Below are 26,381 nucleotides of genomic sequence, written 5' to 3' on the forward strand. Positions count from 1 at the left end.
TCAACCCTGCTTTAATTGTTGATTTTGGTAATTGCGGGAGTGTTTCATCACGTCTTTAAAAGTCTGTTGAATTGCCATTTGATAGTCTTTTTGCTGAACCAGCTCCGCCACCTGCTCTAAAACCACCGCTTCTCTGGCGGGATCATAGACAACCTGACTGTCGCCTTTAATAGCGGCGATTTGGCTGACCACTGCCATTCTCTTTTCCAATAAAGCGACAATTTCTTGATCGATAGCATCAATTTTTTGCCGCTGTTCCCGTAGTTCTTCTGCCTTCATTTAGTGCGTCCTCTCTTTTTTAGACTTGTTTAAATAATTCCTCGGCTGCTCCTTGATAGAAATAATCAATCAATGGATGCCCTAAAGGTGTTTGATTAATCGCCAAAACCTTTTGCTGCGTCTTGCCGTTGATCAAATCACAAAATGGATGCACTTGAAAAGTCGTGCCCACAATCACAATTAAATCTGCTGATGCCACAGCCTGCAAGGCATTTTCAATGACAGCCTCTTGAAAACCTTCTTCATATAAGACAACTTCTAGTCGGATTTGCCCGCCACAATTTTCATGGACATCGCTAATAAGATAGTCTTGCCATGAGACAGGTAAGCGACATTTGCGGCAATGGCAGTGATACAAGCTGCCATGAAACTCAACTAATTGTTGGCTGCCAGCTTTACTGTGGAGACCATCAATATTTTGAGTGACAATCCGCGTCGGTTTGCGCTTTTCAAAGGCCGCCATTTTTTGATGAATCACATTAGGTTTGGCATCTGGATGATACAATAATTGAACAAATTCATAAAATTTTGCCGGCTCTTGGATTAAAGCCGTGTGACTTAATAAATACTCTGGTGCGGTCATCCCCTGATAGACACCCTGCAGCGAACGATAATCTGGAATTCCCGAAGGTGTGGAAACTCCGGCGCCGGTTAGAAACGTGATGTTTTCCGCCTGTCGCATCAATGCAATACTTTCCTTGATTGTCATCGTTTTCACCTCATCACCTCATCTTTCCTTAGTATAGCGTAATTTTTCGGAAAAGTGATATTCTGCTGAGAATTCTTACAAAGTTTTCTCTTTGTTTATTTTTTCACCATGACAATCTCAAGGGAACGTGATAAACTATTTACGGAATATAAAGTGAGGTGAATCAAATGGTAGCATTGGCATACATTATTTATTGGGGTCTAATCCTTATAAACATGGCTTGGATCGCATTAAGTTTATTCTTCGGTATTTTTTATTTATCCCGCAAAGAAAATGGAAATCTTTGGGTTTTCGCCTTTTTAAATGTTGTTTCCGTTATTGCATTGGGCGTAACGATGTTTGTTTTCCGTACTTGGCGGTCATACTTCGCTATTGTTCAATATTCAAGCTTAATCTGGGTGCTAATCGGTATCCTCTTAGTCATCGCTTTGGCTTACGCAATCTTAGGCCGCGAACCAAAAGAAGCAACAGCTTAATGAAAAACAAAGACAAGAATTCTTTCATTGGAATTCTTGTTTTTTTGTACTGAAAATTGTTGGCCGCTACAGGATTCTCAGAGAAATTTAAAAAAACATTGACATTTTTCTGAATTCACCATACACTTGCCCATAACAATTAAATATGACACACCTTATTAAGGTAGAGGTTGCGGACTTGATTAATCCTGTGGAGAAATGAGTTTTCTATGAAGCAGAGCTAGGCAAGGCCGCCGAAATATCATCTTGACTCATCAAGCTGATGTTGGGGCGCAAATGAATAATTTGCGAACTGTCTTAGCAAATTGCTAAGTTGTGCTATGGATGTCGGTTCATGAAGATGTATACAGCCTAGTCAATTTAGCTAGGCTGTTTTTTTGTCGTGAGGAATTAAGGGAAGGAATATACTTATGAAAAAATTTTATTTACTGTTGACGGCGCTGCTGTGTTTGATAATTTGGCCGCAAGCTGCCAATGCCACCACCTCCACAAGCGAGACTGCGGTTACAAACGGTGAGTTTCGGGTGGGCATGGAGGCAGGCTACGCCCCATTTAACTGGACTCAGCAAACCGATGCCAATGGTGCCGTGCCGATTTCCGGCGACAGCTCATATGCTGGCGGCTATGATGTCGAAATCGCCAAGAAAATTGCTGCGGGTTTAGGAAAAGAGCTCGTGATTGTCAAAACTGAGTGGGACGGTTTATTGCCATCGTTACAATCTGGTGTGATTGATGCGATTATTGCCGGCATGTCGCCGACTGAAGAACGGCGCCAGGAAATTGATTTCACTGATGCTTATTACGAATCAGATTTGGTCATTGTCACCCGCAATGATACCCGCTATGCCACAGCTACGTCTTTAGCGGATTTTGCTGGTGCTAGAATTACCGCTCAGCTGAGCACCTTTCATTATGATGTGATTGATCAAATTCCAGATGTTGAAAAACTGACGGCCTATGATAATTTTGCCGCTATGCGAGTGGCCTTAGAGTCCGGCACCATTGACGGCTATGTCAGCGAACGACCAGAAGGGGTTACCGCACAAGAGGTTAATCCTGATTTAAAAATGGTCGAGTTTGCGGACGGTCAAGGCTTCAATGTGAATCCAGAAGATGTCCAAGTCTCGGTGGGATTACAAAAAAATTCTCCTTACCTAGCGGAGATTAATCAAATCTTAGCGGGCATCTCAGAAGATGAACGAATCGACATTATGGACAATGCGATTGAAACCCAACCAGCCACCGCTGAAGATAATAGCACAGACGGAAACAATGAAAATGCTTTTGTGCGGATTATTCGCCAAAACGGCACCCTCTTTTTACAAGGGGCCGGCATGACACTCTTTCTGGCAATTATTGGAACTTTTGTCGGCACCTTTATTGGTCTTTTAGTCGGTGTTTATCGGACAACTCCCTTAGCGGCAAATAAAATTAAACGAGGCCTGCAAAAATTCTTCGGCTGGGTATTGTCGGCCTATATTGAAATTTTCCGGGGAACCCCGATGATTGTACAAGCAGCTGTTTTCTATTATGGAATGGCTCTAGCCTTTAATTTAGATATGAATCGAACTGTTGCTGCTCTAATTATTGTTTCCGTAAACACGGGGGCTTATATGTCAGAAATCGTTCGTGGCGGTATTTTTTCAGTCGACAAAGGTCAGTTTGAAGCCGCTCAGGCAATCGGCATGACCCATCGTCAAACGATGCTGAAGGTCGTCTTGCCTCAAGTGATGCGCAATATTTTACCAGCGACTGGCAATGAATTTGTCATCAATATTAAAGATACCTCTGTCTTGAGTATTATTTCTGTGACAGAATTATTTTTCCAAGGAAAATCTGCCGCTGGAACAAATTATATGTTCTTCCAAACCTATGCCATTATCTGTGTGATTTATTTTGTTTTGACCTTTACTATTACCCGGATTTTACGAGTGGTGGAAAAACGCATGGATGGTCCCGACAGCTATGAAGCTGCTGAAAACACTGATGTCTTAATTGAAGCAGATAAATAAGAGCTTTGATAACTGCTGATAGATTTTTTTCCTAAGAAGGAGTAAGCTATGGAAAATATTATTGAAATTAATCACTTAAAAAAAGACTTCGGTAAAAATGAAGTCTTAAAGGATATTCACTTAGATATTCAAAAAGGAGAAGTCGTGACAATTATCGGCTCCTCCGGCTCAGGTAAGTCAACTCTTTTACGCTGTATCAATTTGTTAGAAATTCCTACCAGCGGCGAAATTTTATTTCACGGGGAAAATGTTTTAACTCCCGGCTATGACTTACCAAAATATCGGACCCATTTAGGAATGGTGTTCCAACAATTTAATTTATTCAACAATATGAATGTGCTGGACAACTGTACTTCTGGTCAAATTTCTGTCTTGAAGCGTCCTAAAGCGGAGGCCGAAAAAATTGCTTTAGAAAATTTAGATAAAGTCGGGATGGCTCGCTTTGTTAAAGCGAAGCCTAGTCAGCTCTCCGGTGGTCAAAAGCAACGGGTAGCCATTGCCCGAGCGCTTTCCATGAATCCTGATGTGCTGTTGTTTGACGAACCGACTTCAGCCCTTGACCCAGAGATGGTGGGAGAAGTTTTAAAAACCATGAAGGCTTTGGCCCACACTGGCCTGACAATGGTAATTGTCACCCACGAAATGGCTTTTGCAAAAGATGTTTCCGACCGGGTGATTTTTATGGACCAAGGAATTATTGCAGAAGAAGGCACTCCTGAAGATATTTTTGTCACCCCCCGTCACGAGCGGACGAAGGCTTTCCTACAGCGGATTCTTGAGGATTAAATATTTAATAAAAAGATATGTTAAGCCATATCTTTTTATTTTTTTGCTAAAAAATGATATACTTCCAAAGCAATCAAGGTTAAAAGTAACAGTTAATTTCTAATTATATTTTTATTGAATATTTTTGATTGTTTTGTTATTTTTGTCTTTAGTATTTTAAAAATTAAGGAGAATATACGTGGAACACAAGTTATCCTTTAGGGAAAAGCTTTTTATCGGCTCGATGCTCTTTGGTCTTTTCTTCGGTGCTGGTAATTTAATTTTTCCGATTCATCTAGGACAAGAGGCTGGCGCCAATGTTTTTAGTGCCAACCTGGGATTTCTCGTGACAGGAATCGGTCTGCCGTTTCTGGGAATCATCGCTTTGGCAATTAGTGGCAGCGGCAATGTCTATGACTTAGCCAGCAAAGTTAATCAGCGTTATGCAAAAATTTTCACCGTTCTGCTTTATCTAGTTATCGGTCCCTTCTTTGCATTACCCCGTTTAGCAACAACTTCATTTGAAATTGGAATCGCCCCATTTATCAATGCCCAGCAACAACCTTTAGTATTAGCTTTATTTAGTGTCATTTTTTTCTTGATTGCCTGGGGGTTTGCCCGCAAGCCCACCAAAATTTTAGTGTACGTCGGCAAATTTTTAAATCCGATTTTTTTGATTCTATTAGGTTTTTTACTGCTATTAGCTTTTGTAAATCCTTTGGGCAGCATCACGGATGCCGCTGTTCAAGGCAGCTATCAAAGCGAAGCCTTTTCAACCGGTTTCACGCAAGGCTATAATACTTTAGATGCTTTAGCAGCCTTAGCCTTTGGGATTGTGATTATCTCGACTGTCAAAAATTTAGGCGTTAAAAAGGAAGCAACAATTGCGAAGTACACGATTCAATCAGGGGCCATCAGCATTATCTTGATGGGCGTTATCTACACCTTATTAGCCTATTTGGGAACGATGAGCCTAGGCAGCTTTGCCGTCAGTGAAAATGGCGGAATCGCACTGGCTCAAGTGGCTAATTATTATTTAGGGGGCTTAGGTAGTTTTATTTTAGCGCTGATTGTCATCACCGCCTGTCTTAAAACTGCTATCGGTCTGATTACCTCGTTTTCTGAAACATTTGCCGATTTATTTCCTAAGAGGTCTTATAACTTTTACATCTTAGTTGTCAGCTTCCTACCCTGTCTTTTCGCAAATGTCGGCCTGACGAAAATTATTGAATTTTCGACACCAGTTTTGATGTTTCTCTATCCTTTGGCAATTGTTTTAATCCTACTGCCACTACTGGAACCCTTAATTGGTTACCGTCGCTTGGTTTACCAAATGACCACTTATTTCACGTTGTTCGCTGCTATTATTGACGGCTTAAATGCTGCACCTGCTTGGATTTCAAATTGGTCAATTATTGAAAGTATTATAAATTTTGGTAGCAATTACTTACCCTTTTTCAACATTGGTATGGGTTGGATAATTCCAGCTGTCGTTGGATTTATAATTAGTTTTATATTAGACTTAAACTTTAACAAAAGAATAAAAAAAACGTAGAAAATACCTGATAACTGACTTTTTTATCAGATTCTATTAAAATGAAAGTGAATTAAAGGAGGAACTGACATGCTATATGAAGAAATAATGTTTGACTCATCTACCTTAATCCGTTACCGAATTTTCCGTTACCTTATGCAAATCAGTCGTGAAAGCTATGCCATTTCCCAATTGGCTGAAGATATGAATTTAAACTATCAGCAGGCCGTGATTGACCTCACTGAAATTGATGAAGAATTATTGGAGTTGAACCCGCAGCACAAAAGTATTTTATTGGGTGCTGGTAAGGTCAATTGCTTTAATCTTTCTTCAACTGTCGACGAATACCGCTACTATTTATTGAAAAAAAGTGTGCCCTTCCAGTTCATCATTTACTTTTTAAATGAAGAACATCCAAATGTTGTCGATTTTTGTGATACTTATTCTGTCAGCCGTTCGACTGTTTCCCGTAAAATGGAAAAATTAAAAGCTTATTTGAAACAGTACAATCTGCGTTTAACTTATACTGAAGCGAATTTAGTTGGCGACGAACGCCTTGTGCGGGTAATGTTGTTTAACTTAATCTGGTTAGGCACAAGAGGAATTGAAATTCCCTTTAACACTGACTTAGACCGAGTGGAAGAATTGGTTGACGGCGTTTCAGAATTTTTCCCATTGAGTCTTAGCTACTTTGGTCAAATGGAAATTCGCTATTTTGCAGCACTGTATTTAGCCCGCATCCAAAAAGGTAATTTTGTTAAATACGATAAGCGCTATGACTTCCTGATGAAGAAAAATTCTTATTATGATTTCGATCAGATTGATGCCTTGTCAGAAGACCTAAATATCAAAATGACGCCTAAACAAAGAAAAGCAGAAACTAGCTTTGTCTTCTTCTTAGCCCATTATGTTCCCTTCTATACAATGGAAAACGAAGCCACTTTGCAACAAACGATTTATGATTTTTCAACTCGGCCAAATCCGATTTACAGCTTGAATCAAGAGTTTTTAAACTTTATCAAGGAAGATTTATTTAAAAATCAGCCAAATGTTTTGGACAGCCCGCTAGTTATTGGGAACTTATTAAATATTGGCTTTACCTTCTATGTGACCGAGCAGCCGATTCCAAATATTCAAACTTTGGTCGTCCCTGCTAAAGAGCAAGAACATGCTGAGTATTTATTGGAACAAAAGATTGACGAATTTTTCACCCACGCAGAAGACAAGGATCAATACGCTTTTGTTAAAAAGGTAAAACCTTATATGGTGAAATCTTATAAAAATATTCTTTTACCATACTACAACTCCTTGGAATTCTCTCACAAAATTAAGATTGGTTTAGCAATGGAGCATAACTTTGTCTTAGTCAAATGGGTTTACCAATTCTTGGATGATTTACGCTTTGTCGAAACAGAAACTTATCAGTCTGGCAACCGCTATGACTACGATTTGATTTTGAGTTCTTCTTTACTCTTGAAACAAAAACATCCGCAATTGCCAGTTTACTTCTGGGATCATTCCGGCGGTGAAGACCAGCTGATGCAGTTGTATCAATATTTGCGTCGCATTTACAACGAGAAGAATTTGCAGATTCATTTTGAAAATGCCGAAGCTTCGAAAGACTAAGCGTTACAAAAGAGAACCCACTAGCCATCACGGTTAGTGGGTTCTTTTTTAAATACTATGGCTAACAGATTCATCGGCAAGTTTACCTAGCTCGACTTGAATTGTAATATGATTTAAAGGAAATTTTTTTATTAATTGGTGATCAAGCTCTGCCAGAAATTGATTGTTCTCTGCCAAGGTCGAACGGCAGACATGGACCGTCAGTGCATTTTCTGTTGTCGAAATCGCCCAGATATGCAAATCATGCAAATCGACGACTGTCGCCTGTTGTAAAATGAATGCTTCCACTGCCGCTAAATCAATTTCTTTTGGAACAGCATCAAGGGAAAGGTTTAAAGATTCCTTTAATAAGCCCCAAGTGCCGCTAAAAATTACCAGCGCAATGAGTAAACTCATCACTGGGTCCAACCAAAACCAATTTGTTAATTTTATTATTAGAGCGGCAATCACGACGCCGACAGAAACCAACGTATCGGCGGCCATATGTAAAAAGGCCCCTTTGACATTTAAATCCCGCTGTTGGCCCTTCATGAAGAGCAGCGCTGTCCCGCCATTGATTAAAATTCCAATAAAAGCCACTAGCATCACGTCATTTTCTGCCACAGGTTGCGGATTGCTGAAACGCTGCAAAGCCTCCAAAATAATGCCGCCAACTGCCACTAATAAGATGACAGCATTAAATAATGCCGCCAAAATCGAACTGCGTTTATAACCATACGTGCGAAATTTATCTCGTTGTCGCTGACTCAGCAGTAAAGCAATCCAAGAAACCAACAGTCCTAAGACATCGCTTAGATTATGACCAGCATCGGCAATCAGCGATAAAGAATTCGCTGTAAGACCAAAAGCTGCCTCCACTGCTACAAAAATTAAATTAATTACGATACCAATTTTAAACGCTCGCTTGATTTGCTGCGGTTGTTGTGCATCTGTCATTTTATTTGCCTCTTTTTATATGAATTCATTTTCATGTTTAACTGATAATAGCACTTCCTTATTTTATCTGCAAGTAATTGCAGATGTTGTTCGTCATAGTTTGTATCAAAAAAACTTCAACTACTTTTTCAAAAAAATAGTTGAAGTTCTTTTACTTTATTGAACTTTTTTTGCAGCGATCCAATGATTAATTGGGCCATATTTATGCCCGACAAAAATTTCTTGGCTGATAGCGGTGTTAACGAAGTCTTTGGCAATGCGGATAGCCATTTCAATTTCAGTCCCTTTAGCCAATTCAGCGGCAATACAGGCAGACAATGAATCCCCTGTGCCATTGATCCGGTCGGTTGCATGGTATTCAGCCGACAGCCAAAAATCACGGCCGGACTCCAATAAAACATAGTCTAAAACTTCTTTTTGCTGCGGATCATCATGACGACCTTTAATGATAATGTTTTTGGCGCCTAATTTTTGAATCTCTTTAGCGGCTAAAACAAAATCTTCAGCAGCTGTTAAGCTGCGACCTGTTAATTTTTCTGCTTCATAAAAATTAGGCGTGATAACTGTTGCTAGTGGAATTAATTTTTCTTTTAAAGCAATTAGCGCTGATTCTTCTAATAAAAGATTGCCATGCTTAGTGACAATCACCGGATCGACAACTAAGGGCCCAAAGTCATACTGTTGATAATTTTTTACGACGGTTTCAATCAGTTCGCTATTTGATAGCATACCGGTTTTGCTGGCACGAATTTGATAATCTTCTGCTAATAATTCAAATTCTTTGTCGATAAAATCTGCCGGCAAATTGATGCTGGCGGCAATTCCATATGAATTTCCTGCAACGCAGGCTGTTAAAACCGATGCTCCATAGACCTCCCGTGCGAAAAATGTATGTAAATCTGCCTGCATACCTGCACTGCCGTCACTATCTGAACCCGCAATGGTTAATGCTTGGGGATATTGGATTTCCATAAGTTGCCTCCTAAAGTTTTTCTACCTTTCATTATACCGGAATTTGACTAAAAAGCCGTTGAAACGCTCAGCAGGCAGATGATTTTGTTAGAAAGAGCAGTTATTTATTAATCTTCATTAAGAATCCAATCAATCTATTTTACATTCTGCTAAATTCACCCTATACTTGGTTTGTTTTCAAAAAGTTTTTTTAAAAGGGAAAAAATGAAAAAGCGAAAAATAGAAAGAAGCGAAGACGTATGAAAATTACCATGTTAGGTTCTTTAGGAACTATTAATAGTTTAGTCATTCCCCAATTAATTGCCGATAAACATGACGTTACTGTCATTACCTCCAACGAAGACCGCCTGCCAGCGATTGCTGCTTTGGGAGCTCAAGGCTTAGTTGGTGATATGTTAGATGAGAAATTTTTAAGCACAGCTTTTTTTGGAGCTGACTTAGTCTATTTGATGATTGCGGGAGGTCCCCACGGAGATAATTTCCTTGAACACACTACGGAACAAGGCCGGATTTTCCGGGAAGCCCTTGCTGATAGCGGGGTTAAACAAGTTGTTGATCTTAGCAGTGTTGGAGCCGATGCCGGTAGCGAAGCTGGGGCCCTTTATGCCTACAACTTGATTGAATCTGAATTGCGACAGTTAAAAGACGTTTCGATTGCTTTTGTGCGACCTGTCGGATTTTATCAAAATCTTTACAGCCATTTGCCAAGTATTATCGAACGTCAGGCATTGTTTTCCAACATCCCAGCTGATGTAAAACAAAATTGGGTGGCGCCTCAAGATATTGCGGCTGAAATTTATCACCTGATGACAGAGTTACCTGCTGGTAAAACTGTGCATTATGTTGTCAGCGACAGCTTCTCTGGTGCAGAATTTGCCGAAGCTTTGAAAACTGAATTGCATTTGCCTCGCCTCCATTACTTGGTTATTTCCGATCAACAGGTCAAAGAAGGTCTGTTGAAAAATGGCTTGTCAGAAGAATTCAGTGAAGCCTTGATTCAGATGAATGACTATCAACGCCAACCAGAAAAACTTTATGCTGACTTAAAAGCCCATCCAGATGAAGTCACTGAAGGCCAAGTTAAATTAGCTGACTTTGTTAAAGAATTTGCTGAAGAGTATCGCTCTGCCACTCGACCAGCGGCTTACAGTCACAGTTAAAATTGTAATAAGTAAAACCCGGAAGAGTTTTTCCTGCCAAAACTAGTTTTTTTCTAAGTTTTGGCCGCAAAAAATATCTCAGCCGGGTTTTTCTTCGTCATTTTCAAAGTTTTTTTTAATAAACTGTCAGTCATTTAAAGGGCTTTGTTATACAATAGAAGTATCAAATTAATTGGAGGCGCTGTTATGAGTGAAGAAAAAATTAACCCGTTAGAATTAATTCCTTTAATGAAAGAAGCCGATGCTAAGCGTGATGCTGGCTTAGTAGAGCCAGATTCCTTAGTCAAAGTTAAAGATTTATCCTATGGCCCTTATGGTATTGAAAATACCTTTGATATTTATTATCCAAAGGGTACGACAAATCTGCTGCCGACAATTGTCTCCATTCATGGTGGCGGCTTTGTTTACGGCGACAAAGAATTGTATCGGTTTTATGCGATGTATTTAGCAACTCAGGGCTTTGCTGTAGTTAATTTTAACTATCGGCTGGCTCCTGCTAGTCAATATCCCGCCCCAATTGAAGATATTAACAACTTAATGAATTGGCTGTTAGCAAATGGTTTAGATTACCATTTGGATATGCAGCAATTATTTATCCTAGGGGACAGTGCTGGTGCACAATTGGTCGAGCAGTATACGACCTTTGTCACCAATTCAGAGTACGCCAAGCTATTTAATTTTACAGCGGAAGAAGTTAAGCCTAAAGCTGTTGCCTTAAACTGCGGCGTTTATTTCTTAGGGGGACAAGAACCTTTAACAGCTCAGTTCCCATTTTATTTTGGTGATGAACCAACCGAAGCGATTTTACAGCAATTTCCAATAGAACCCTTCATCACTAAAAATTTCCCACCGGCTTATATCATGTCAGCCTCCCATGATTTCCTAAAAGATTTGGTTCAACCATTGGCGGCTGTTCTAAGCGCTCAAGGAGTGACGACGGAAACTAAAATTTATGAAAACCCAGATGGCTCGGAATTAGGTCACGTCTTTCATATTGATCAAAAAAGCGCCATTGCTAAGCTGTGCAATGACGATGAGCTGACTTTCTTTAAAGAATATCTATAGCTAGTATAAGACAGCGGAGAGCAGCGATTTCCGCTGTCTTTAGCGTGTTTGCGGATGTGCTCGGGCCGTTACCCTTTTCCTCTAGATTATTTTGGATTATCCTTGATTGAAAAGTATGGCATCAGATTTTGCTGATTGCATATTTTCTAACGCATTTTCTAGTTTAAGTCAGTGACTAGCTCCATCTACTGGCGACATTTCACAACAACTTTTTACAACTTATTGATCAGAAAGAAGGCCACTTTTTTGTTAAAATCAGTCAAAAGAAAAATCTTCCGTAAACGCCCACCATGGCTAAAAAACTTAATTGTTTTATGGTTTGGGACTTTTATGGCGGGGATTGCCTTCAGCTTAGTCATGCCCTTTATGGCTTTATATATTGATACTTTAGGGGATTATTCTGCTGCGCAATTGAATTTTTGGAGCGGAATTACTTTTTCTGCAACGTTTTTAGTGACGGCGATTGTCTCACCGTTTTGGGGCCGTTTAGCTGACCAAAAAGGCCGCAAGCTGATGCTTTTGCGGACCTCTTTAGGCATGGCCATCGTAATTGGCTTGATGGGCTTAGTGACCAATGTCTACCAGCTGATTGCGTTACGTTTATTGCAGGGGATTTTTTCCGGCTATATCAGCAATGCGACAGCTTTGATTGCTACAGGAACGCCGCGGGAAAAAAGTGGCCAAGTTTTAGGTACTTTAACCACAGGGCAAGTTTCTGGAACTTTATTGGGTCCTTTAATCGGCGGTGTCATCGCCTCAATTGTCGGTTACCGCTATACCTTTTTCATCACTGGCACAATTTTATTTTTAGTCTTTATTTTAAGCTTGGTCTTTGTCCATGAAAAATTTACTCCTGTCAAAAAAGACAATATGTTGCCGGCAAAACAAATTTTTAAAGAATTAAAATATCCCCATCTAATTATCGGAATGTTTATTACCACGATGATTATCCAGGCCTCCAATAATTCCATCAGTCCGATCATCAGCTTATATATTCGACAGCTGTTGGGTGGCGGCAATGTGACTTTGGTCAGCGGGATTATCGCTTCGATCCCCGGGATTGCTACCTTGATTGCCGCCCCCCGCTTTGGCCGCTTAGGAGATCGCATCGGCAGTGAGAAAATTTTAGGGATTGGTTTAATCTTTGCCATGCTGGTTTACCTGCCAATGGCCATCGTGCAAAATGTTTGGCAATTAGGCTTCTTACGATTTCTCGTAGGTATTTCCGACGCCTGTCTATTGCCAGCAGTTCAGTCCTTGATTACGAAATATTCACCCCATGAAGCTGCTGGCCGGATTTTCAGTTACAATCAATCTTTTCAGGCTAGCGGCAATGTGATTGGTCCGATGCTAGGCTCCAGTGTCTCCTCTGTTTTCGGCTATCGAGGTGTCTTTATTTCAACTTCTCTTTTAGTTTTTGTCAATTATCTATTAGTGCGGCGCAACACTAAAGAAATTGGCAAGGATGATTCTTTTCATCATGGTTAGATGCAAACGGAAAACTTCGGCTATTTATTTCTAAATAATTTAAATGACCTCACCTCAACTAAAAAACTAGTTGAGGTGAGGTCAATTTTTTTAAGATATTTTGGTTCCCGTGAGAATTCTATAAATTCTCACCATTGGAAGCAATCACTTCTTTGTACCAATCAAAAGATTTTTTCTTGCTTCTTTTTTTAGTACCGTTGCCTTCATCATCTTGATCGACATAGATATAGCCATAGCGTTTTGACATCTGAGAAGTTGAGGCGCTGACAATATCAATACAGCCCCACGAAGTATAGCCGAATAAATCGACGCCATCATGAATCGCCTCTTGCATCTGCTCAATGTGCTGTCTGAGATAATCAATGCGGTAATCGTCTTGAATACTACCATCCGCTTGGATTTCATCAATCGCCCCTAAGCCATTTTCAGCAATGAATAAAGGCTTTTGATAACGATCATATAATTGATTCAAAGCAATTCGCAACCCCTTAGGATCAACCTGCCAGCCCCATTCACTACTAGGCAGATACGGATTTTTAATTCCACCGGTAATCAAGTTCCCTTCTGCATGTTCTAATTTTTCCGGATGGGCGGACACAGCCGAAGACATGTAATAGCTAAAGGAAATAAAATCAACCGGATACTGGCGTAAAATTTCTTCATCGCCAACTTCGACTGCCAGTTCGACCCCTTTTTCTTCAAACATCCGTTTAGTATAAGCCGGATAATATCCTCGAGCCTGTACATCGGAGAAAAAGAGGGAGGTGCGCTGACTCTCAACCGTTTTTTGTACATCGTCTGGGTCGCAGGAATAAGGCACCAACAATTGATAACTAATCATACAGCCGACTTTTGAATCAGGAATAATCTCATGGCAGGCTTTAGTTGCTAAGGCACTCGCCACGAATTGATGATGAGCACCCTGATATTTGGCCTGTTCTAAATTCGGGTGATTTTCTTCAATCACCCCAACGCTGACATAGGGATGATGCTTCACGCAATTGATTTCGTTGAAGGTCAGCCAGTATTTCACTTTATTTTTATAGCGTTCAAAAACGGCTATCGCAAAATTTAGATAAAAATCAATTACTTTGCGGTTAGGCCAACCGCCATATTCAGTAACTAAATATAGAGGCATTTCATAATGGGACAATGAGACTACCGGTTCAATACCGTGTTTTAATAATTCATCAAACATCTCATCATAAAATTTTAAGCCTGCCTCATTAGGTGCTGTTTCATCTCCATGGGGAAAAATCCGAGTCCAAGCAATTGACGTGCGGTAACATTTGAAGCCCATCTCCGCAAAGAGGGCAATGTCTTCTTTAAAATGATGATAAAAATCATTGCCGTGGCGTTTCGGATAATATTTTTTACTGTGGGGATCTTGTGCTTCTGCAACTTGTTGATGCGTCATCAGATGCCATTGATCCGTCCAGTGCTCTTTAGGTAGTGTGCTGTCAAAGGTGTACACATCAGAAACAGATAAACCTTTACCACCTTCGTCAAAGCCGCCCTCAACTTGATGGGCGGCTGTGGCGCCGCCCCATAAAAAATCTTTTGGAAATTTTGTCATGTCTTTTGCTCCTTATACTAAAAGTTCGCCAAAATCAGCACCGATTACAACACTTTGATTTTCATCGACAAATTCGATGGTTTCAAAGTCCCCGCTATTGGTAACCATCACCATAATTGTTGGGTCATAGCCATCTTCTTTGATTTTTTCTAAATCAAAGGTGACCAATAATTCTCCAGCCCGCACCTGCATATTTTCTGTGACCGCTGTTTCAAAATATTTACCAGCTAAATTCACCGTATCAATCCCGATATGCAGTAAAATTTCAGCCCCTTGGGGAGTCGTGATGCCGATGGCGTGCTTACTTGGAAAAATTGAGGTAATCCTTCCGGCAGCTGGGCTATAGACTTCGCCTCTTGATGGGATAACAGCAAAGCCTTCTCCCATTGCACCGCTTGAAAAGGTTGGATCGTTCACTTCTGATAGGGCAATTGTTTGACCTTGAGCTGGTTTTTCTAAAACTAGTGCTTGTTCACTAGCTAAAATCATTTTTTCTTCTTCAACAGCTGCTTCGTCTTTATAACCAAAGAGGAAGGTTAAGACGCAGGCTGCTAGCATTGCTAAGAAATAACTGGCAACTAGCCAGACAAAGCCTTGACCAATATAAATTGGGAAGGACAAAATACTGCGGGTAGCAACTGCTAAAGCGCCGGCACCGGCCGCTCCTGCCACACCACCAAAGATTGCACCGACAATACAAGCGATGTAAAAAGGTTTTTTATATTTCAAAGTAATTCCGTAAACGGCCGGTTCGGTAATTCCAAAGAGGGCACTGATAAAGGAAGACAGGGCTAAACTTTTTACTTTTTTATCTTTGGCTTTTAAGAAAACGCCTAGGACAGCTCCGGCTTGTGCTGCGACGGCTGTCATACAGCCAGGTCCCAATGTGTCTCGACCGTAAAAAGCAATATTGTTGGTCATAACTGGCACCATCCCCCAATGTAACCCAAAAATCACTAGGACTTGCCAAAAGCCACCGATAACGGCGCCTGATAAAATCGGACTAAAATTATAAACGGCTAAGTAACCGTTTGCGATTAACTCACTGGCGGAATTGGCAATTGGACCAACCACCATCAAAGTCAGTGGCACCATGATAATCAAACAAATAAATGGCGTTAATAAATTCCGCACGCTTTCGTGTAATCTCTTACGGGTGAAGCGTTCTAAATGCGACAAGACATACACGGCTAAAATAGCCGGAATGACGGTGCTGGAATATCTAGCCAGAGAAACCGGCAGACCTAAAAAACTGATAGCAGCGCCATCTGTATAGGCGGCGGTAATTGTTGGATAAACCAAAGCGGCCGCTAAAACCATCGCAATAAAAATATCTGTTTTGAATTTTTTGGCTGCTGTATAGGCTAAGAAAATTGGTAAGAAGTAGAAAAAAGCATCCGCTGCTGCATTTAAAACAACATACGTTCCACTATCTGTTGCTAGCCAACCAACACTTGTCAGTAAAGCCAAAACCCCTTTGATTAATCCACTGCCGGCAAGCACGCCTAAGGTTGGCGCAAAAACAGCGGCAATCATATCAATAAATGAGTTCAACAAATTTTTCTTTTCTTTAGGCGCCTCTTCTTCGGTACTGGCTGCTCCTAAATTTGATATCTTAGTAATTGCTTCATAGACATCATTAACCGTATTGCCAATAACAACTTGAAACATCCCACCGGCTTCAACAACTGTAATCACACCGTCAAGATTTTCAATCGCTTGTTTTTTTGCTTGCTTTTGATCCTTTAAAGTAAAGCGCAATCTCGTTGCACAGTGGTAAAGATTACTAACATTTTCCTCTCCGCCGACATTTTTCAAGATATCATTTGCTAATGCTTCATATCCCATTTTTGTTTCCTCCTCGATAACTTGTATCCGTTTTCTATATTGCTAGTATAAGGAGGAACCGCACTTTCCGCCATTCAAGATAAATCGCCACTAAAAAGGAAATTGCTTGAACGCTAGAGGTCGCTTAGCAATTCACTGATGGCGGAAAATTCCGGCAGTATCAAGGAATTTTTAACATAGGAAACATGGATAATCGTCTGAATCTTCCGCTGCTGATAGACGATTGCCTCCTGCAGTTGGTATTGGCGAATCTGAGTCGTACCGCTATCTTTGATTTCACAGGCAAACAAGACTTTTGCCGTAATCGGCAGGGTGATTAAATCCTTTGTCGCCGGCACTAGCTGCTGTAAATCCGCGACTTTTTTCTTAACGACAATCTGGCTTTCCTGATTATAATATTTCGCTAAAAAATCCTGTTTAAAGGCTTCTTCTTTTTCATTTATTTGCTGATACAACTCATTGCTCAGCTCATTCAATTCATTTTCCGTCAGAACACTGGGAATAAAATTGAAGCCGGGATAATTAAAGACAATTTCTTGTTCTGTGGTTAAGGCTAGACTAAATTGCTGTTGCTCTTTTAAGCGGGCTTCAAAGAGATATACTGGTTCAATCTGAACTTGGCGAACTTTCCGCTGCAAAGCGTCCTCTAAATTTCGTTTTAATGCATTTAAAATACTAAAGGATTGATTGCTAACTACCAGCAGCGTTTCCCCACTGCGATAGCTTTCTAAACTTTCTGCTAAATACAAAACTAAATAGGAAAGCTCAGCTAAATTAGGCCGCAAATCAAAATATATTGGGAAAAACCGCCGGATTAAATAGGCCTCTAGAGGATAATTCGCCAATGTCTTTTGGGCGAAATGATTTAAAACATTATGACCGGCTGTCATTCGTAATTCCATCTGCTGGATATGCATCACCAAAGCATCGCTACGGACAAATAATTTTTCCGTGGGCAGTGCTAAAAAATCAATGAGCGCTCCTTCAAACTTCGATAGTTTTTGGGCAATCACTAAATTTTCTTGATTATCTAAGAAAAGGTAATTGAGTTCCAATAGCCTGTTACCTAAAGCACGGTGTTCATCCGCAGTTACTTGATAGTTGCATTCAGTGGCTATCGCTGCCACGATTTTTTCGACAACCGGAACCAACAATGTATTGATGGGAAACACTTCTAAAGAATATTGGCGTCGGCCTCTGGCAATGGTCAGCGCAAGATAGCGGGCATACCGCAAAAAATCCTCGCCGGAAACTATGTAATTGGCTTCAATCAAAATTTCCTGCAAAAATTTTTGGATTGGAGGAATCAGCGCTAGCACTTCTTCAATAAAATCTGCGGGTAATCGGCTTTCCAATAACACCGATTGCGTTCCCACCATCGAAGCAAAAATTCGTCGCATATCTTCTGTGACATGAATCATCAAGCCTTTTTGGTTGGAGACTTCTAGCTCCAGATTAGGATTGCGGTTGACCCAGCGCTGAATCGTTTTGACTTCATTAGATACTGCCGTCTTAGAAAGAAAAAACGTATCTGCCAGCTGTTGCATACTGACATACTCCTCTTGAAAAATTAAATAAATAATCATCGTTGATGCTCGGAAATTCATGCTGGAGTACATCTTATGTTTTTTGACTTCCATAACAATTTGCGTCTGCAATTCTGGCGCTAAATACACCAGATGATAGCCTTTGCGTTTATTACTTTCAATTTGAATATCTTCAGGATGGCTATCCAACATATCTTTAATCTCTGCCTGAACCGTTTTTTTAGTTGTGTGAATCTGTTCAGCTAGTTTTTCACTAGTCAGCCATAGATTGGTGTTAGCTAAATACACCAACAGCTCCAATTGGCGACGGGTTAAATTCATCGAGACCACTCCTCTCGTTGTCATTTTAGTCAAATTCCGCTGGGAAATAAATAGGCTGCCGCAAAAAGACCTGAACTACCACAGAAAAATTTTCTTTATTGAGCTGATTGATATGAAGTAATCAGCTCCACAGTAGGAAAATTTAAGGATAGTTCAGGTCCTATATATCATCTTTTTGACAGTTCGTTAAAAATTAATGGTTAAATCCAGTCCGTTGGTATCGATGATTTGTTTGTAATAATCAAAGCTGGCCTTCTTCAAGCGGTCAAAGCTACCAGAGCCATCATTGTGACGGTCGACATAGATAAAGCCGTAGCGTTTTTTCATTTCACCAGTGCCAGCTGAAACGATATCAATCGGGCCCCACCACAAATAGCCAATCACATCACAGCCGTCTTGAATTGCTTCGGCCATTTCTTCAATATGCATTTTTAGATAGCGGGCTCTTTCCGTGTCTAAAATTTGACCATTTTCATCCGGGCCTTCATCAATGCCCAAGCCATTTTCAACAATAAATAATGGCAGCTCATAGCGGTCAGTCAACTCATTCATCACATAACGCAAGCCTAAAGGATCAATTGGCCAATTCCATGGTTCAGGCGCTTTTTCCGTTAAGAAGGGATTGTCAAAGCCCTTAGCACCGCCAGTATCCACCCGCATTTCTGCGTCAACACTGAAAACCGTACTCCGGTAATAACTAAAAGCAATATAATCCGAGGTATAATCCGCTAACAACGCTAGATCGCCGTCAGCGATTTCTGGTGCGCAATCTTCTTCACGCCAAATCCGTTTAACGTAACCAGGATAATGGCCGCGACACATAACGTCTGAAAATAAATAGGAATTGCGTTTAAATTCTAAGGCACCGAAGACGTTGGCAGGGTTGCAGTCAATCGGATAGGTTGCCAGTGAAGAAAAACTGCACATCACGCCCATCAATGCATCTGGGTCAGTCGCTTGCATGCGCTTCGTTGCTAAGGCATTGGCCACAAACAAATGGTGGACAGCTTGATAAATTTCTTTTTTAGTTAAGGTTGTAATTGGCTCATTGGGGTCAGTTGCTGGAAATTTAATCACTCCGGCAGCTGCGTAAGGCATTCTAAAGGCATTATTAATTTCGTTAAAGGTCATCCAATATTTAACTTTTCCTTTGTAACGATCAAAAATAATGCTGGCATAGCGATCAAAGAATTCGATTAATTGGCGGTTTTGCCAGCCGCCATATTCCGCCAATAGTGCAAAAGGTGTTTCATAGTGACTAAGAGTAATCACAGGTTCCATCTGATAGTTTAATAAAGTGTCAATCAAACGATCATAAAAAGCTAAACCTGCTTCATTTGGAGTTTCTTCATCGCCCCGAGGGAAAATTCGTCCCCAAGAAATACTCGTGCGAAAAGCCTTTAAGCCCATCTCGCTCATCAATTTGATATCTGCTTCAAAGCGGTGATAAAAATCAACGGCCTCATGGGATAAAAAGGCCCGGTCTTTTTCTAAATTTAATTCCCAAATTCCTTGCTCTTCATTCCAAGAGATGCTGGGTTTGGTATTCATAATACCAATCAAGGTATCCGTGACATTTGGCAGCTTACCGTCTTCGAGCCAAGCACCCTCCACTTGGTTAGCTGCTACGGCGCCCCCCCATAAAAAATTCTCCGGAAATACATTTGTCGTTGTCATCTTGTTCCTCCTCGATTTAGAAATCGTTTTCTTACATCTATCTTATTAGGAAAATACCCTTCTTTCCATACTCTTTTTTTCTTTTGTATAAAAGAAATTTTGTGAACAAGTCACTGGCCTTACGAAAATAGGTGAATTTATAGACTTTTTATATGCTCAGTCAGTTATGACTAAGGCTTTTGCAAAATCTTTGCAGTTAATCAAAAAGCTCATGAATAATCAGACTTCACGAATACCACTGCCAAAAGGTTATCAGCTAAATAATTTCAGCAAAACTATTGACATCGGTTTCAAAAGGGTTTATATTATTTTTATTGTTTTAAAAATAATTCTGGATTGTTACTGATTCGATCAGGCATAACCTAAATGGACTATCAAAGCGCATAGTTTATTTAGGCATTTTTTTTGGGGAGAACTTTATGAGATATCTAAAAAAGATCAATAATAATGTCGCCCTCGTGGAAGATGACAATCATAAAGAGTATATTATCCTAGGCAATGGCATCGGCTTTAATAAAAAAGCCGGCGATGCAGTGGATGAAAGTTTGATTGAGAAAAAATTTATCGCCGATCAAGAACCTGGGGCTAGCTACACAGCAATCGCTCAGGCTGTAAACGAAATTGACCCTAAAATTTTAGCGGTTACGACTAAAATTACCGGTTTAACGGATCAGGAAATGGGGACAACCTTCCCCACCACTAATTTTTTCGCTCTAGCAGACCATCTACAATACGCTATTGTTCGAGGGGCTACGGTGGCCGACGCTGAAGATTTCACCAGAATTGAAATCAAGAAATTTTATCCTAAGGAATACCAGTTGGCCAAAGAAACGATTGCCTTAGTCAAGGCCGAGACCGACGTGCAATTACCGCCGGCCGAAGAAGTCTATCTGACATATCATTTTTTAAACGCCAGCAGCAACTTTGCCAAAGCCGATGAAGCCGCCAATATGACGGCGATTATTCAGCGGATTTTAGATATTATCAGCTATCATTTGCATTTAGAATTGAAGGAAGATTCGTTGAGCTACTCCCGCTTTATCACCCACCTACGTTATTTCATTTTGCGAAAGATTAATCATGAGGAAAATGATGTCCTGCAGGCCAGCGGAATTTTAGATGTGGTCAAGGAAAAATATAAAAAATCTTATCAAGCAGCCCTAAAGGTCAGCCGGTATCTGGCGGCTGAAAAAAGCTGGCAGCTTTCTGAAGATGAGATGCTCTATTTGACTCTGCATATTCAAAGAGTCATTCAAGAAAACTAAATATTGCTTATTTTATTAAGGATTGTTACTGATTCGATCAGGCATTACCCAAATAAAATTGTTACTGCACAAGCTTATGCTGTCAGTCTCAATTTATTTGGGTATTTTTTTATTCAAAAACGAGTAATAAGGGCGCGCGCCTTTTACTATATAAAGTCATGTTTAAAGGAGAAAAGATAATGGCAGTAAATTATCAAGATTTAGCAAAAGATGTAATTAAAAATGTCGGCGGCAAAGAAAATGTTGCCACTGCTTGGAACTGCGTTACCCGTTTGCGTTTTAACTTAAACGACAAAGATGCAGTCAAAATTGATGAAATCAAAAAAATCGACGGAGTCATGGGGGCGCAATTTTCCGGTGACCAATTTCAAGTTGTTATCGGCAATCGAGTTGGCGATGCCTTTGAAGAAGTCGACAAAATTGTCGGTGGCGGCTCTGGCGATGGAGCCAAATCTGGCCAAAAACAGGGGATTTTATCTTTAGTGATGGATACCATGTCGGGTATTTTTACACCGATTATCCCAGCCTTAGCCGGTGCCGGTTTATTAAAAGGTTTCACTTCACTGTTTGTCGTTTTAGGTTGGTTGTCTGATACAAGTGAAACCTATTCCGTTTTGTATGCCATTGGCGATGGCGTCTTTTTCTTCCTGCCATTTTTCTTAGCGGTGACAGCTGCCCGCAAACTGAAAACTAGTGAATTTTTGGCTCTTGCGATTGCCGGTGCCATGATGTATCCGACTTTCTTAGATGCTGCACGAGGAATTACTGAAACGGCTAGCTTTGATTTCTTTGGCATTGCTTTACCGGTCGTTAATTATTCTTCTAGTGTCATTCCAATTATTTTAGCAGTTATTCTATTGAAATATGTCCATCAAGGCGTCAAGAAAATTATGCCTGATACCTTAACTTTTATGTTTACACCGATGATTACGCTTTTAATTACGGTTCCTATCACTCTTTGGGTTGTGGGACCACTAGGCACTAACGTTGGTCAAGTCATAGCCAACTTCTTCGTTTGGTTGTTTAACGTGGCTGGTCCATTAGCTGGTGCTTTACTGGCTGGATTTATGCCGTTAATCATTATGACTGGCATGCACTACGCCTTTACACCAGTTGTCGTTCAAAGCATTTCTTCTTTTGGTTTCGATTCAATGGTCCAACCGGCAATGCTCATCAGTAATGCTGCACAAGGTGGCGCTGCTTTTGCCGTTGGGATTCGTACGAAAAATAAAGCCTTCCGTCAATTAGCTTTTTCTGCTGGTCTTTCTGCAATTTTTGGGATTACTGAACCGGCGATGTACGGGATTAATATGAAGGTCAAAAAACCATTTTATTTTGCGATGATTTCTGCCGCTATTTTAGGCGGTGTTGGCGGCTACTTCACTTTAAGTGCTTTTGGACTTTCTGGAATTATCGGTCTCTTCGCTCTTCCGGTCTTCTCTGATAGCTCAAGCTTAACCAATTTGATTGTTGCCATCAGCTGCTTTGCTTTGGCAATTGTTCTGCCATTTGTTCTAACTCTTGTCTTTGGCTTTGAAGATGTCGAAGATGAAGATGGCGTTACAACTGAACCAACTGCTAAAACAGCGACTGAATTGGCCGATGATTTATTTATTGTTGCACCTTTAAAAGGCAATATCGTGCCCTTAGAAACGGTACCTGATCAAACTTTTTCATCTGGAATTATGGGCAAAGGAATTGCCATTGAACCTAGTGAAGGCAAAGTTGTTGCACCAGTTGCCGGTGAAATTACTGTGTTACCTGATTCGAAACATGCCATTGGAATTGTTGCCGACGATGGCGCTGAAATTTTAATTCACGTTGGGATTGATACTGTTACCCTTGGCGGCAAATACTTTGAGGCAGCCGTTAAAGTCGGCGACCATGTTGAAGCTGGCGATTTATTAGTCACCTTTGACAAAGATAAAATTTCCGAAAGTGGCTTAAATACTGTTACAATGGTGATAGTCACAAACTCGGCGGATTATTTAGATGTTGTCCAATCTAAAACCAACGGCGATATCGATTTTGGGGACCAATTACTGTTTACAGTAAAATAAAAATAAAGAATTGGAGTGTCAATCAATGTCAAAATTTCCAGAGAATTTCCTATGGGGCGGCGCAACGGCTGCCAATCAATTAGAAGGCGCGTTTGACCGCGACGGCAAAGGCTTATCTGTTGCTGACGCAATGCCTGGAGGCAAAGAGCGTTTAGCTATTTTAGCCAGCGATGACTTTGACTGGAGTATCGACGAAAGCAAATATACTTATCCCAACCATCGGGGTATTGACCACTATGATCGTTTTAAAGAAGATATCGCTTTGTTTGCGGAAATGGGCTTCAAATGCTACCGTTTCTCTATCGCTTGGTCACGAATTTTTCCTCAAGGGGATGAAATGGAGCCCAACGAAGCTGGTTTGAAATTTTACGATGAATTAATCGACGAATGTTTGAAATACAACATCGAACCGGTTATCACAATCTCCCATTATGAAATGCCTTTAAACTTAGCGACGACTTACGGCGGCTGGAAAAATCGCCAATTGATTGATTTTTACGAAAGATATGCTAACACTGTCTTAACTCGTTTCCACAGCAAAGTAAAATATTGGATGACCTTCAATGAAATCAATTCTTCCTTCCATGCTCCTGTTTTAAGCCAAGGCTTAATTAATAAAACCGGCGCCAAAGATTTCAAGAGCATCATCCAAGGCTGGCACAATCAATTTGTTGCCAGTGCCAAAGCGGTCAAAATTGGCCATGAGTTAAATCCTGATTTGCAAATCGGCTGTATGATTATCTACGCAACTACTTACAGCATGGATTCAAATCCGATTAACCAAATGGCAACAATCAAACAAAATCAAGAATTTAACTTCTACTGTGCGGATGTGCAAGTCCGAGGTAAATATTCGGCCTTCACCAATCGTTTCTTTAAAGAACACGGCATCACATGGGCGGATTTAGAAATCGAAGACCAAGACTTTGCTTTGATTAAAGAACATACTGTTGATTATGTTGGCTTTAGCTATTACATGTCAGCTGTTGTCGATATTGTATCTGAAGACAACGCTCAAGTTGCCGGTAATCTTTTAGGCGGCGTGAAAAATCCTTTCTTGGAAGCCAGCGACTGGGGTTGGCAAATTGACCCTGAAGGCATGCGCATTGCCTTAAATGAAATCTACAATCGCTATCAAGTTCCTTGCTTTATCGTTGAAAATGGCTTAGGCGCTTATGATAAAATCGAAGCAGACGGCTCAATCGTTGACGACTATCGGATTGACTATTTGCAACGTCATATCGCAGCCATGGCTGAAGCGATTGAAGACGGCGTTGATTTGATCGGCTACACACCTTGGGGCTGTATCGACTTAGTCAGTGCTTCCACAGGGGAAATGAGCAAACGCTATGGCTTTGTCTATGTTGATTTAGATGATGAAGGCCAAGGAACACTGGACCGCTCTAAGAAAAAATCCTTTGATTGGTATCAAAAAGTCATCGCTACAAATGGTGATGATTTAAGTAATAACTAATCAAAAAAATTCCGCTAAGTCAGGTTTCTGAAACCCTACTTGGCGGTTTTTTTATTTGTATTTTTAGAAAAAAAAGCTGCCTCAAAAAAATCTGCGGCAACTCCATTACACAAGTGAAAATACTTTAGCCTTTTTACATCATGAGAACAATTGAATTAAAAAGCCAGATAAAATTAAGACAAGCGCCCCACCGAGACGATTTCCCATTTGAGCAAAGGCGATTAATTCCATTCGATTTGAAGCAGACAAAACGGCGACATTTCCAGTGCCTCCCATTGAGTTGTTACACAAACCGGCGGTGATAGTGGATTCCACTGGATACAAACCAAACAACCGGCCGACAAAACCAGCCACAACTGAAATTGTTACCACACTGGTTATGCATAGCACTACAAATTGCCATGTTAAGGCAGAAGCCAACACGTTTAAGTTTAATAGCGCAATCCCAATGCCAGCTAAAACCGCCGCTGTCAGGTTTTTAACGATTAAATTATTAAACATCACTGCACTGTCTTCATAATACTGCGGTAAAATATTGGTCACCTTACAAATCACTACAAAAATAATCATAAAAGCATAGGCGTGAATTTGCGGAAAGAAATAATTACCGACTTGTCCCAAAAGAAAGAACACCGCCGACACCATCAAGCCAACGCCTAATTGACTGATTTCCGGTTTGACTGCTTTTGGTTTAGTATTATCAAGGTTCCCCTTTTCCATCAACTTACCGTGACCGTTCAATTTTGGTGCGGATTCACCGGCCCGGGCAATTAAAGCTGCCCCGATAATTGCCATCACATTGGTCATCGCTGTTGCCGGAATCAAACGGGAAATAATATCTGCTGAATCAACACCTAAAAAATTGGCATAAATAGTTGATAATGGTACTGCTCCAGCACCCACGCCACCTGCCATCGCTGGCAGTGAAACATATAAAACAGAATCAGCAAAGCCGTTGCCGATTAACATTCCCACCAAACCGACTGCAAAAAAAGCTACCACCATTGATATCAAAGCTACCGGAATAAATCGAATCGAAGCCTTGATGAGTAAATCACGGCTCATACCTAAAATCGAACCGGTAATTAAAGCAGCGATATAAAAATCCAAAAAGCCCATATTATTGATGAAGCCTTCTGTTGCATCCACCACATAGCTTGGCAAAATTCCAAACGTTGCTAGCGCCGCCGAAGCAAAAATACAAAAGACCGAGCCACCACCTAAATAAGTTTTGACAATTGGCAGCTTGTTGCCGATAAAATGAAATAAATTTCCTAACAATACTAAAACGGCAATCGGCCCCATCATTGTTGTTGGTAATTTTCCTAAGGCAATAGTTACAACTAAAATTGCCAGCATTACTAGATATAGCGGTAAACTAACGCCGCTGATTTTAATTCCCCAGATGCCTGTTTCTTTACCAGTCGTCCCCATGACGCCTTTGGTTCCTTCTTGTAACATGAACAAAATCCTCTTTCCCTAAGCAAGTGATGTGCTGGCTGCGCTACAAGTAAAGACAAAATAAATTTGTTGAATATTTTACCCACTATTGTTAAGTAGCGATGAGAGCCTCCATTAAATCTCAGGTACC

The 26,381-nt window shown here is 40.5% G+C and carries 20 protein-coding genes and 1 riboswitch; of the genes, 11 read left to right on the forward strand and 9 right to left on the reverse strand.

Going from position 1 to position 26,381, the window contains the following annotated elements; translation table 11 throughout:
- Entirely contained in the window at positions 1–279 is a 279-nt protein-coding gene (locus ORH16_RS03625; RefSeq protein WP_265456309.1) for a chorismate mutase, read from the reverse strand.
- A gap of 19 nt (positions 280–298) precedes the next feature.
- Positions 299–997: an NAD-dependent protein deacylase gene (locus ORH16_RS03630; RefSeq protein ID WP_265456311.1), complete on the reverse strand. Its 699-nt coding sequence runs from the start codon at positions 995–997 to the stop codon at positions 299–301.
- Between the two features lie 158 nt (positions 998–1,155).
- Here ORH16_RS03630 and ORH16_RS03635 point away from each other — a divergent pair, with 158 nt between their 5' ends.
- From ORH16_RS03635 to ORH16_RS03655, 5 genes are all read left to right on the forward strand, one after another.
- Positions 1,156–1,464 carry a hypothetical protein gene (locus ORH16_RS03635; RefSeq protein WP_265456313.1) on the forward strand — a complete coding sequence of 103 codons (309 nt, stop codon included), beginning with the start codon at positions 1,156–1,158 and terminating at the stop codon, positions 1,462–1,464.
- A 156-nt stretch (positions 1,465–1,620) separates the two neighbouring features.
- Positions 1,621–1,793: riboswitch (Lysine riboswitch) on the forward strand.
- An 81-nt stretch (positions 1,794–1,874) separates the two neighbouring features.
- Positions 1,875–3,476, forward strand: coding sequence for an ABC transporter permease subunit (locus ORH16_RS03640; RefSeq protein WP_265456314.1), 1,602 nt, complete (start codon positions 1,875–1,877; stop codon positions 3,474–3,476).
- A gap of 48 nt (positions 3,477–3,524) precedes the next feature.
- Positions 3,525–4,262: an amino acid ABC transporter ATP-binding protein gene (locus ORH16_RS03645; RefSeq protein ID WP_265456315.1), complete on the forward strand. Its 738-nt coding sequence runs from the start codon at positions 3,525–3,527 to the stop codon at positions 4,260–4,262.
- A gap of 178 nt (positions 4,263–4,440) precedes the next feature.
- Positions 4,441–5,796: a branched-chain amino acid transport system II carrier protein gene (brnQ, locus tag ORH16_RS03650; RefSeq protein ID WP_265456317.1), complete on the forward strand. Its 1,356-nt coding sequence runs from the start codon at positions 4,441–4,443 to the stop codon at positions 5,794–5,796.
- A gap of 69 nt (positions 5,797–5,865) precedes the next feature.
- Entirely contained in the window at positions 5,866–7,401 is a 1,536-nt protein-coding gene (locus ORH16_RS03655; RefSeq protein ID WP_265456319.1) for a helix-turn-helix domain-containing protein, read from the forward strand.
- 48 nt (positions 7,402–7,449) lie between these two features.
- Here the strand turns inward: ORH16_RS03655 and ORH16_RS03660 are convergent, their stop codons facing one another.
- Complete coding sequence (locus ORH16_RS03660) at positions 7,450–8,337, reverse strand: cation diffusion facilitator family transporter (protein WP_265456321.1); 888 nt, start codon at positions 8,335–8,337, stop codon at positions 7,450–7,452.
- A 156-nt stretch (positions 8,338–8,493) separates the two neighbouring features.
- The gene (gene thiD / locus ORH16_RS03665) at positions 8,494–9,309 is read right to left on the reverse strand and encodes a bifunctional hydroxymethylpyrimidine kinase/phosphomethylpyrimidine kinase (RefSeq protein WP_265456323.1); all 816 of its coding nucleotides are present in this window, start codon (positions 9,307–9,309) and stop codon (positions 8,494–8,496) included.
- Between the two features lie 239 nt (positions 9,310–9,548).
- Between thiD and ORH16_RS03670 the strand changes: the two genes are divergently transcribed.
- The 3 genes from ORH16_RS03670 to ORH16_RS03680 all read left to right on the forward strand — a co-directional run bounded on the left by ORH16_RS03670 (position 9,549) and on the right by ORH16_RS03680 (position 13,022).
- Positions 9,549–10,469: an SDR family oxidoreductase gene (locus tag ORH16_RS03670; protein ID WP_265456325.1), complete on the forward strand. Its 921-nt coding sequence runs from the start codon at positions 9,549–9,551 to the stop codon at positions 10,467–10,469.
- A 186-nt stretch (positions 10,470–10,655) separates the two neighbouring features.
- Positions 10,656–11,534, forward strand: coding sequence for an alpha/beta hydrolase (locus tag ORH16_RS03675; RefSeq protein WP_265456326.1), 879 nt, complete (start codon positions 10,656–10,658; stop codon positions 11,532–11,534).
- Between the two features lie 246 nt (positions 11,535–11,780).
- Positions 11,781–13,022, forward strand: coding sequence for a multidrug efflux MFS transporter (locus ORH16_RS03680; protein ID WP_265456328.1), 1,242 nt, complete (start codon positions 11,781–11,783; stop codon positions 13,020–13,022).
- A 118-nt stretch (positions 13,023–13,140) separates the two neighbouring features.
- Here the strand turns inward: ORH16_RS03680 and ORH16_RS03685 are convergent, their stop codons facing one another.
- The 4 genes from ORH16_RS03685 to ORH16_RS03700 all read right to left on the reverse strand — a co-directional run bounded on the left by ORH16_RS03685 (position 13,141) and on the right by ORH16_RS03700 (position 19,991).
- Positions 13,141–14,598, reverse strand: a complete 1,458-nt coding sequence (locus tag ORH16_RS03685) for a glycoside hydrolase family 1 protein (protein WP_265456330.1) — start codon at positions 14,596–14,598, stop codon at positions 13,141–13,143.
- Between the two features lie 12 nt (positions 14,599–14,610).
- Entirely contained in the window at positions 14,611–16,446 is a 1,836-nt protein-coding gene (locus ORH16_RS03690; RefSeq protein ID WP_265456332.1) for a beta-glucoside-specific PTS transporter subunit IIABC, read from the reverse strand.
- 113 nt (positions 16,447–16,559) lie between these two features.
- Entirely contained in the window at positions 16,560–18,314 is a 1,755-nt protein-coding gene (locus ORH16_RS03695) for an HTH domain-containing protein (protein ID WP_265456333.1), read from the reverse strand.
- Between the two features lie 186 nt (positions 18,315–18,500).
- Positions 18,501–19,991, reverse strand: a complete 1,491-nt coding sequence (locus tag ORH16_RS03700) for a glycoside hydrolase family 1 protein (protein ID WP_265456335.1) — start codon at positions 19,989–19,991, stop codon at positions 18,501–18,503.
- 419 nt (positions 19,992–20,410) lie between these two features.
- On the opposite strand from ORH16_RS03700, the gene ORH16_RS03705 reads away from it, so the two are divergent.
- From ORH16_RS03705 to ORH16_RS03715, 3 genes are all read left to right on the forward strand, one after another.
- On the forward strand, positions 20,411–21,256 hold the full coding sequence (locus tag ORH16_RS03705; protein ID WP_265456337.1) for a PRD domain-containing protein: 846 nt from the start codon (positions 20,411–20,413) through the stop codon (positions 21,254–21,256).
- Between the two features lie 179 nt (positions 21,257–21,435).
- Positions 21,436–23,316 carry a beta-glucoside-specific PTS transporter subunit IIABC gene (locus ORH16_RS03710; protein ID WP_265456339.1) on the forward strand — a complete coding sequence of 627 codons (1,881 nt, stop codon included), beginning with the start codon at positions 21,436–21,438 and terminating at the stop codon, positions 23,314–23,316.
- A 25-nt stretch (positions 23,317–23,341) separates the two neighbouring features.
- Positions 23,342–24,790 carry a glycoside hydrolase family 1 protein gene (locus ORH16_RS03715; protein WP_265456341.1) on the forward strand — a complete coding sequence of 483 codons (1,449 nt, stop codon included), beginning with the start codon at positions 23,342–23,344 and terminating at the stop codon, positions 24,788–24,790.
- A 138-nt stretch (positions 24,791–24,928) separates the two neighbouring features.
- Here the strand turns inward: ORH16_RS03715 and ORH16_RS03720 are convergent, their stop codons facing one another.
- The gene (locus ORH16_RS03720) at positions 24,929–26,251 is read right to left on the reverse strand and encodes a 2-hydroxycarboxylate transporter family protein (protein WP_416207830.1); all 1,323 of its coding nucleotides are present in this window, start codon (positions 26,249–26,251) and stop codon (positions 24,929–24,931) included.
- Between the last annotated feature and the right edge of the window lie 130 nt (positions 26,252–26,381).

Source organism: Enterococcus sp. HY326, from assembly GCF_026157065.1.
Classification (GTDB): Bacteria; Bacillota; Bacilli; order Lactobacillales; family Enterococcaceae; genus HY326.

What these genes read in the sequence shown, in the direction of transcription:
- ORH16_RS03625 (WP_265456309.1), bottom strand. Translation starts at nt 279, where the DNA reads ATGAAGGCAGAAGAACTACGGGAACAGCGGCAAAAAATTGATGCTATC.
- ORH16_RS03635 (WP_265456313.1), top strand. Translation starts at nt 1,156, where the DNA reads ATGGTAGCATTGGCATACATTATTTATTGGGGTCTAATCCTTATAAAC.
- ORH16_RS03640 (WP_265456314.1), top strand. Translation starts at nt 1,875, where the DNA reads ATGAAAAAATTTTATTTACTGTTGACGGCGCTGCTGTGTTTGATAATT.
- ORH16_RS03645 (WP_265456315.1), top strand. Translation starts at nt 3,525, where the DNA reads ATGGAAAATATTATTGAAATTAATCACTTAAAAAAAGACTTCGGTAAA.
- ORH16_RS03655 (WP_265456319.1), top strand. Translation starts at nt 5,866, where the DNA reads ATGCTATATGAAGAAATAATGTTTGACTCATCTACCTTAATCCGTTAC.
- ORH16_RS03660 (WP_265456321.1), bottom strand. Translation starts at nt 8,337, where the DNA reads ATGACAGATGCACAACAACCGCAGCAAATCAAGCGAGCGTTTAAAATT.
- thiD (WP_265456323.1), bottom strand. Translation starts at nt 9,309, where the DNA reads ATGGAAATCCAATATCCCCAAGCATTAACCATTGCGGGTTCAGATAGT.
- ORH16_RS03670 (WP_265456325.1), top strand. Translation starts at nt 9,549, where the DNA reads ATGAAAATTACCATGTTAGGTTCTTTAGGAACTATTAATAGTTTAGTC.
- ORH16_RS03675 (WP_265456326.1), top strand. Translation starts at nt 10,656, where the DNA reads ATGAGTGAAGAAAAAATTAACCCGTTAGAATTAATTCCTTTAATGAAA.
- ORH16_RS03685 (WP_265456330.1), bottom strand. Translation starts at nt 14,598, where the DNA reads ATGACAAAATTTCCAAAAGATTTTTTATGGGGCGGCGCCACAGCCGCC.
- ORH16_RS03690 (WP_265456332.1), bottom strand. Translation starts at nt 16,446, where the DNA reads ATGGGATATGAAGCATTAGCAAATGATATCTTGAAAAATGTCGGCGGA.
- ORH16_RS03695 (WP_265456333.1), bottom strand. Translation starts at nt 18,314, where the DNA reads ATGAATTTAACCCGTCGCCAATTGGAGCTGTTGGTGTATTTAGCTAAC.
- ORH16_RS03700 (WP_265456335.1), bottom strand. Translation starts at nt 19,991, where the DNA reads ATGACAACGACAAATGTATTTCCGGAGAATTTTTTATGGGGGGGCGCC.
- ORH16_RS03705 (WP_265456337.1), top strand. Translation starts at nt 20,411, where the DNA reads ATGAGATATCTAAAAAAGATCAATAATAATGTCGCCCTCGTGGAAGAT.
- ORH16_RS03710 (WP_265456339.1), top strand. Translation starts at nt 21,436, where the DNA reads ATGGCAGTAAATTATCAAGATTTAGCAAAAGATGTAATTAAAAATGTC.
- ORH16_RS03715 (WP_265456341.1), top strand. Translation starts at nt 23,342, where the DNA reads ATGTCAAAATTTCCAGAGAATTTCCTATGGGGCGGCGCAACGGCTGCC.
- ORH16_RS03720 (WP_416207830.1), bottom strand. Translation starts at nt 26,251, where the DNA reads ATGTTACAAGAAGGAACCAAAGGCGTCATGGGGACGACTGGTAAAGAA.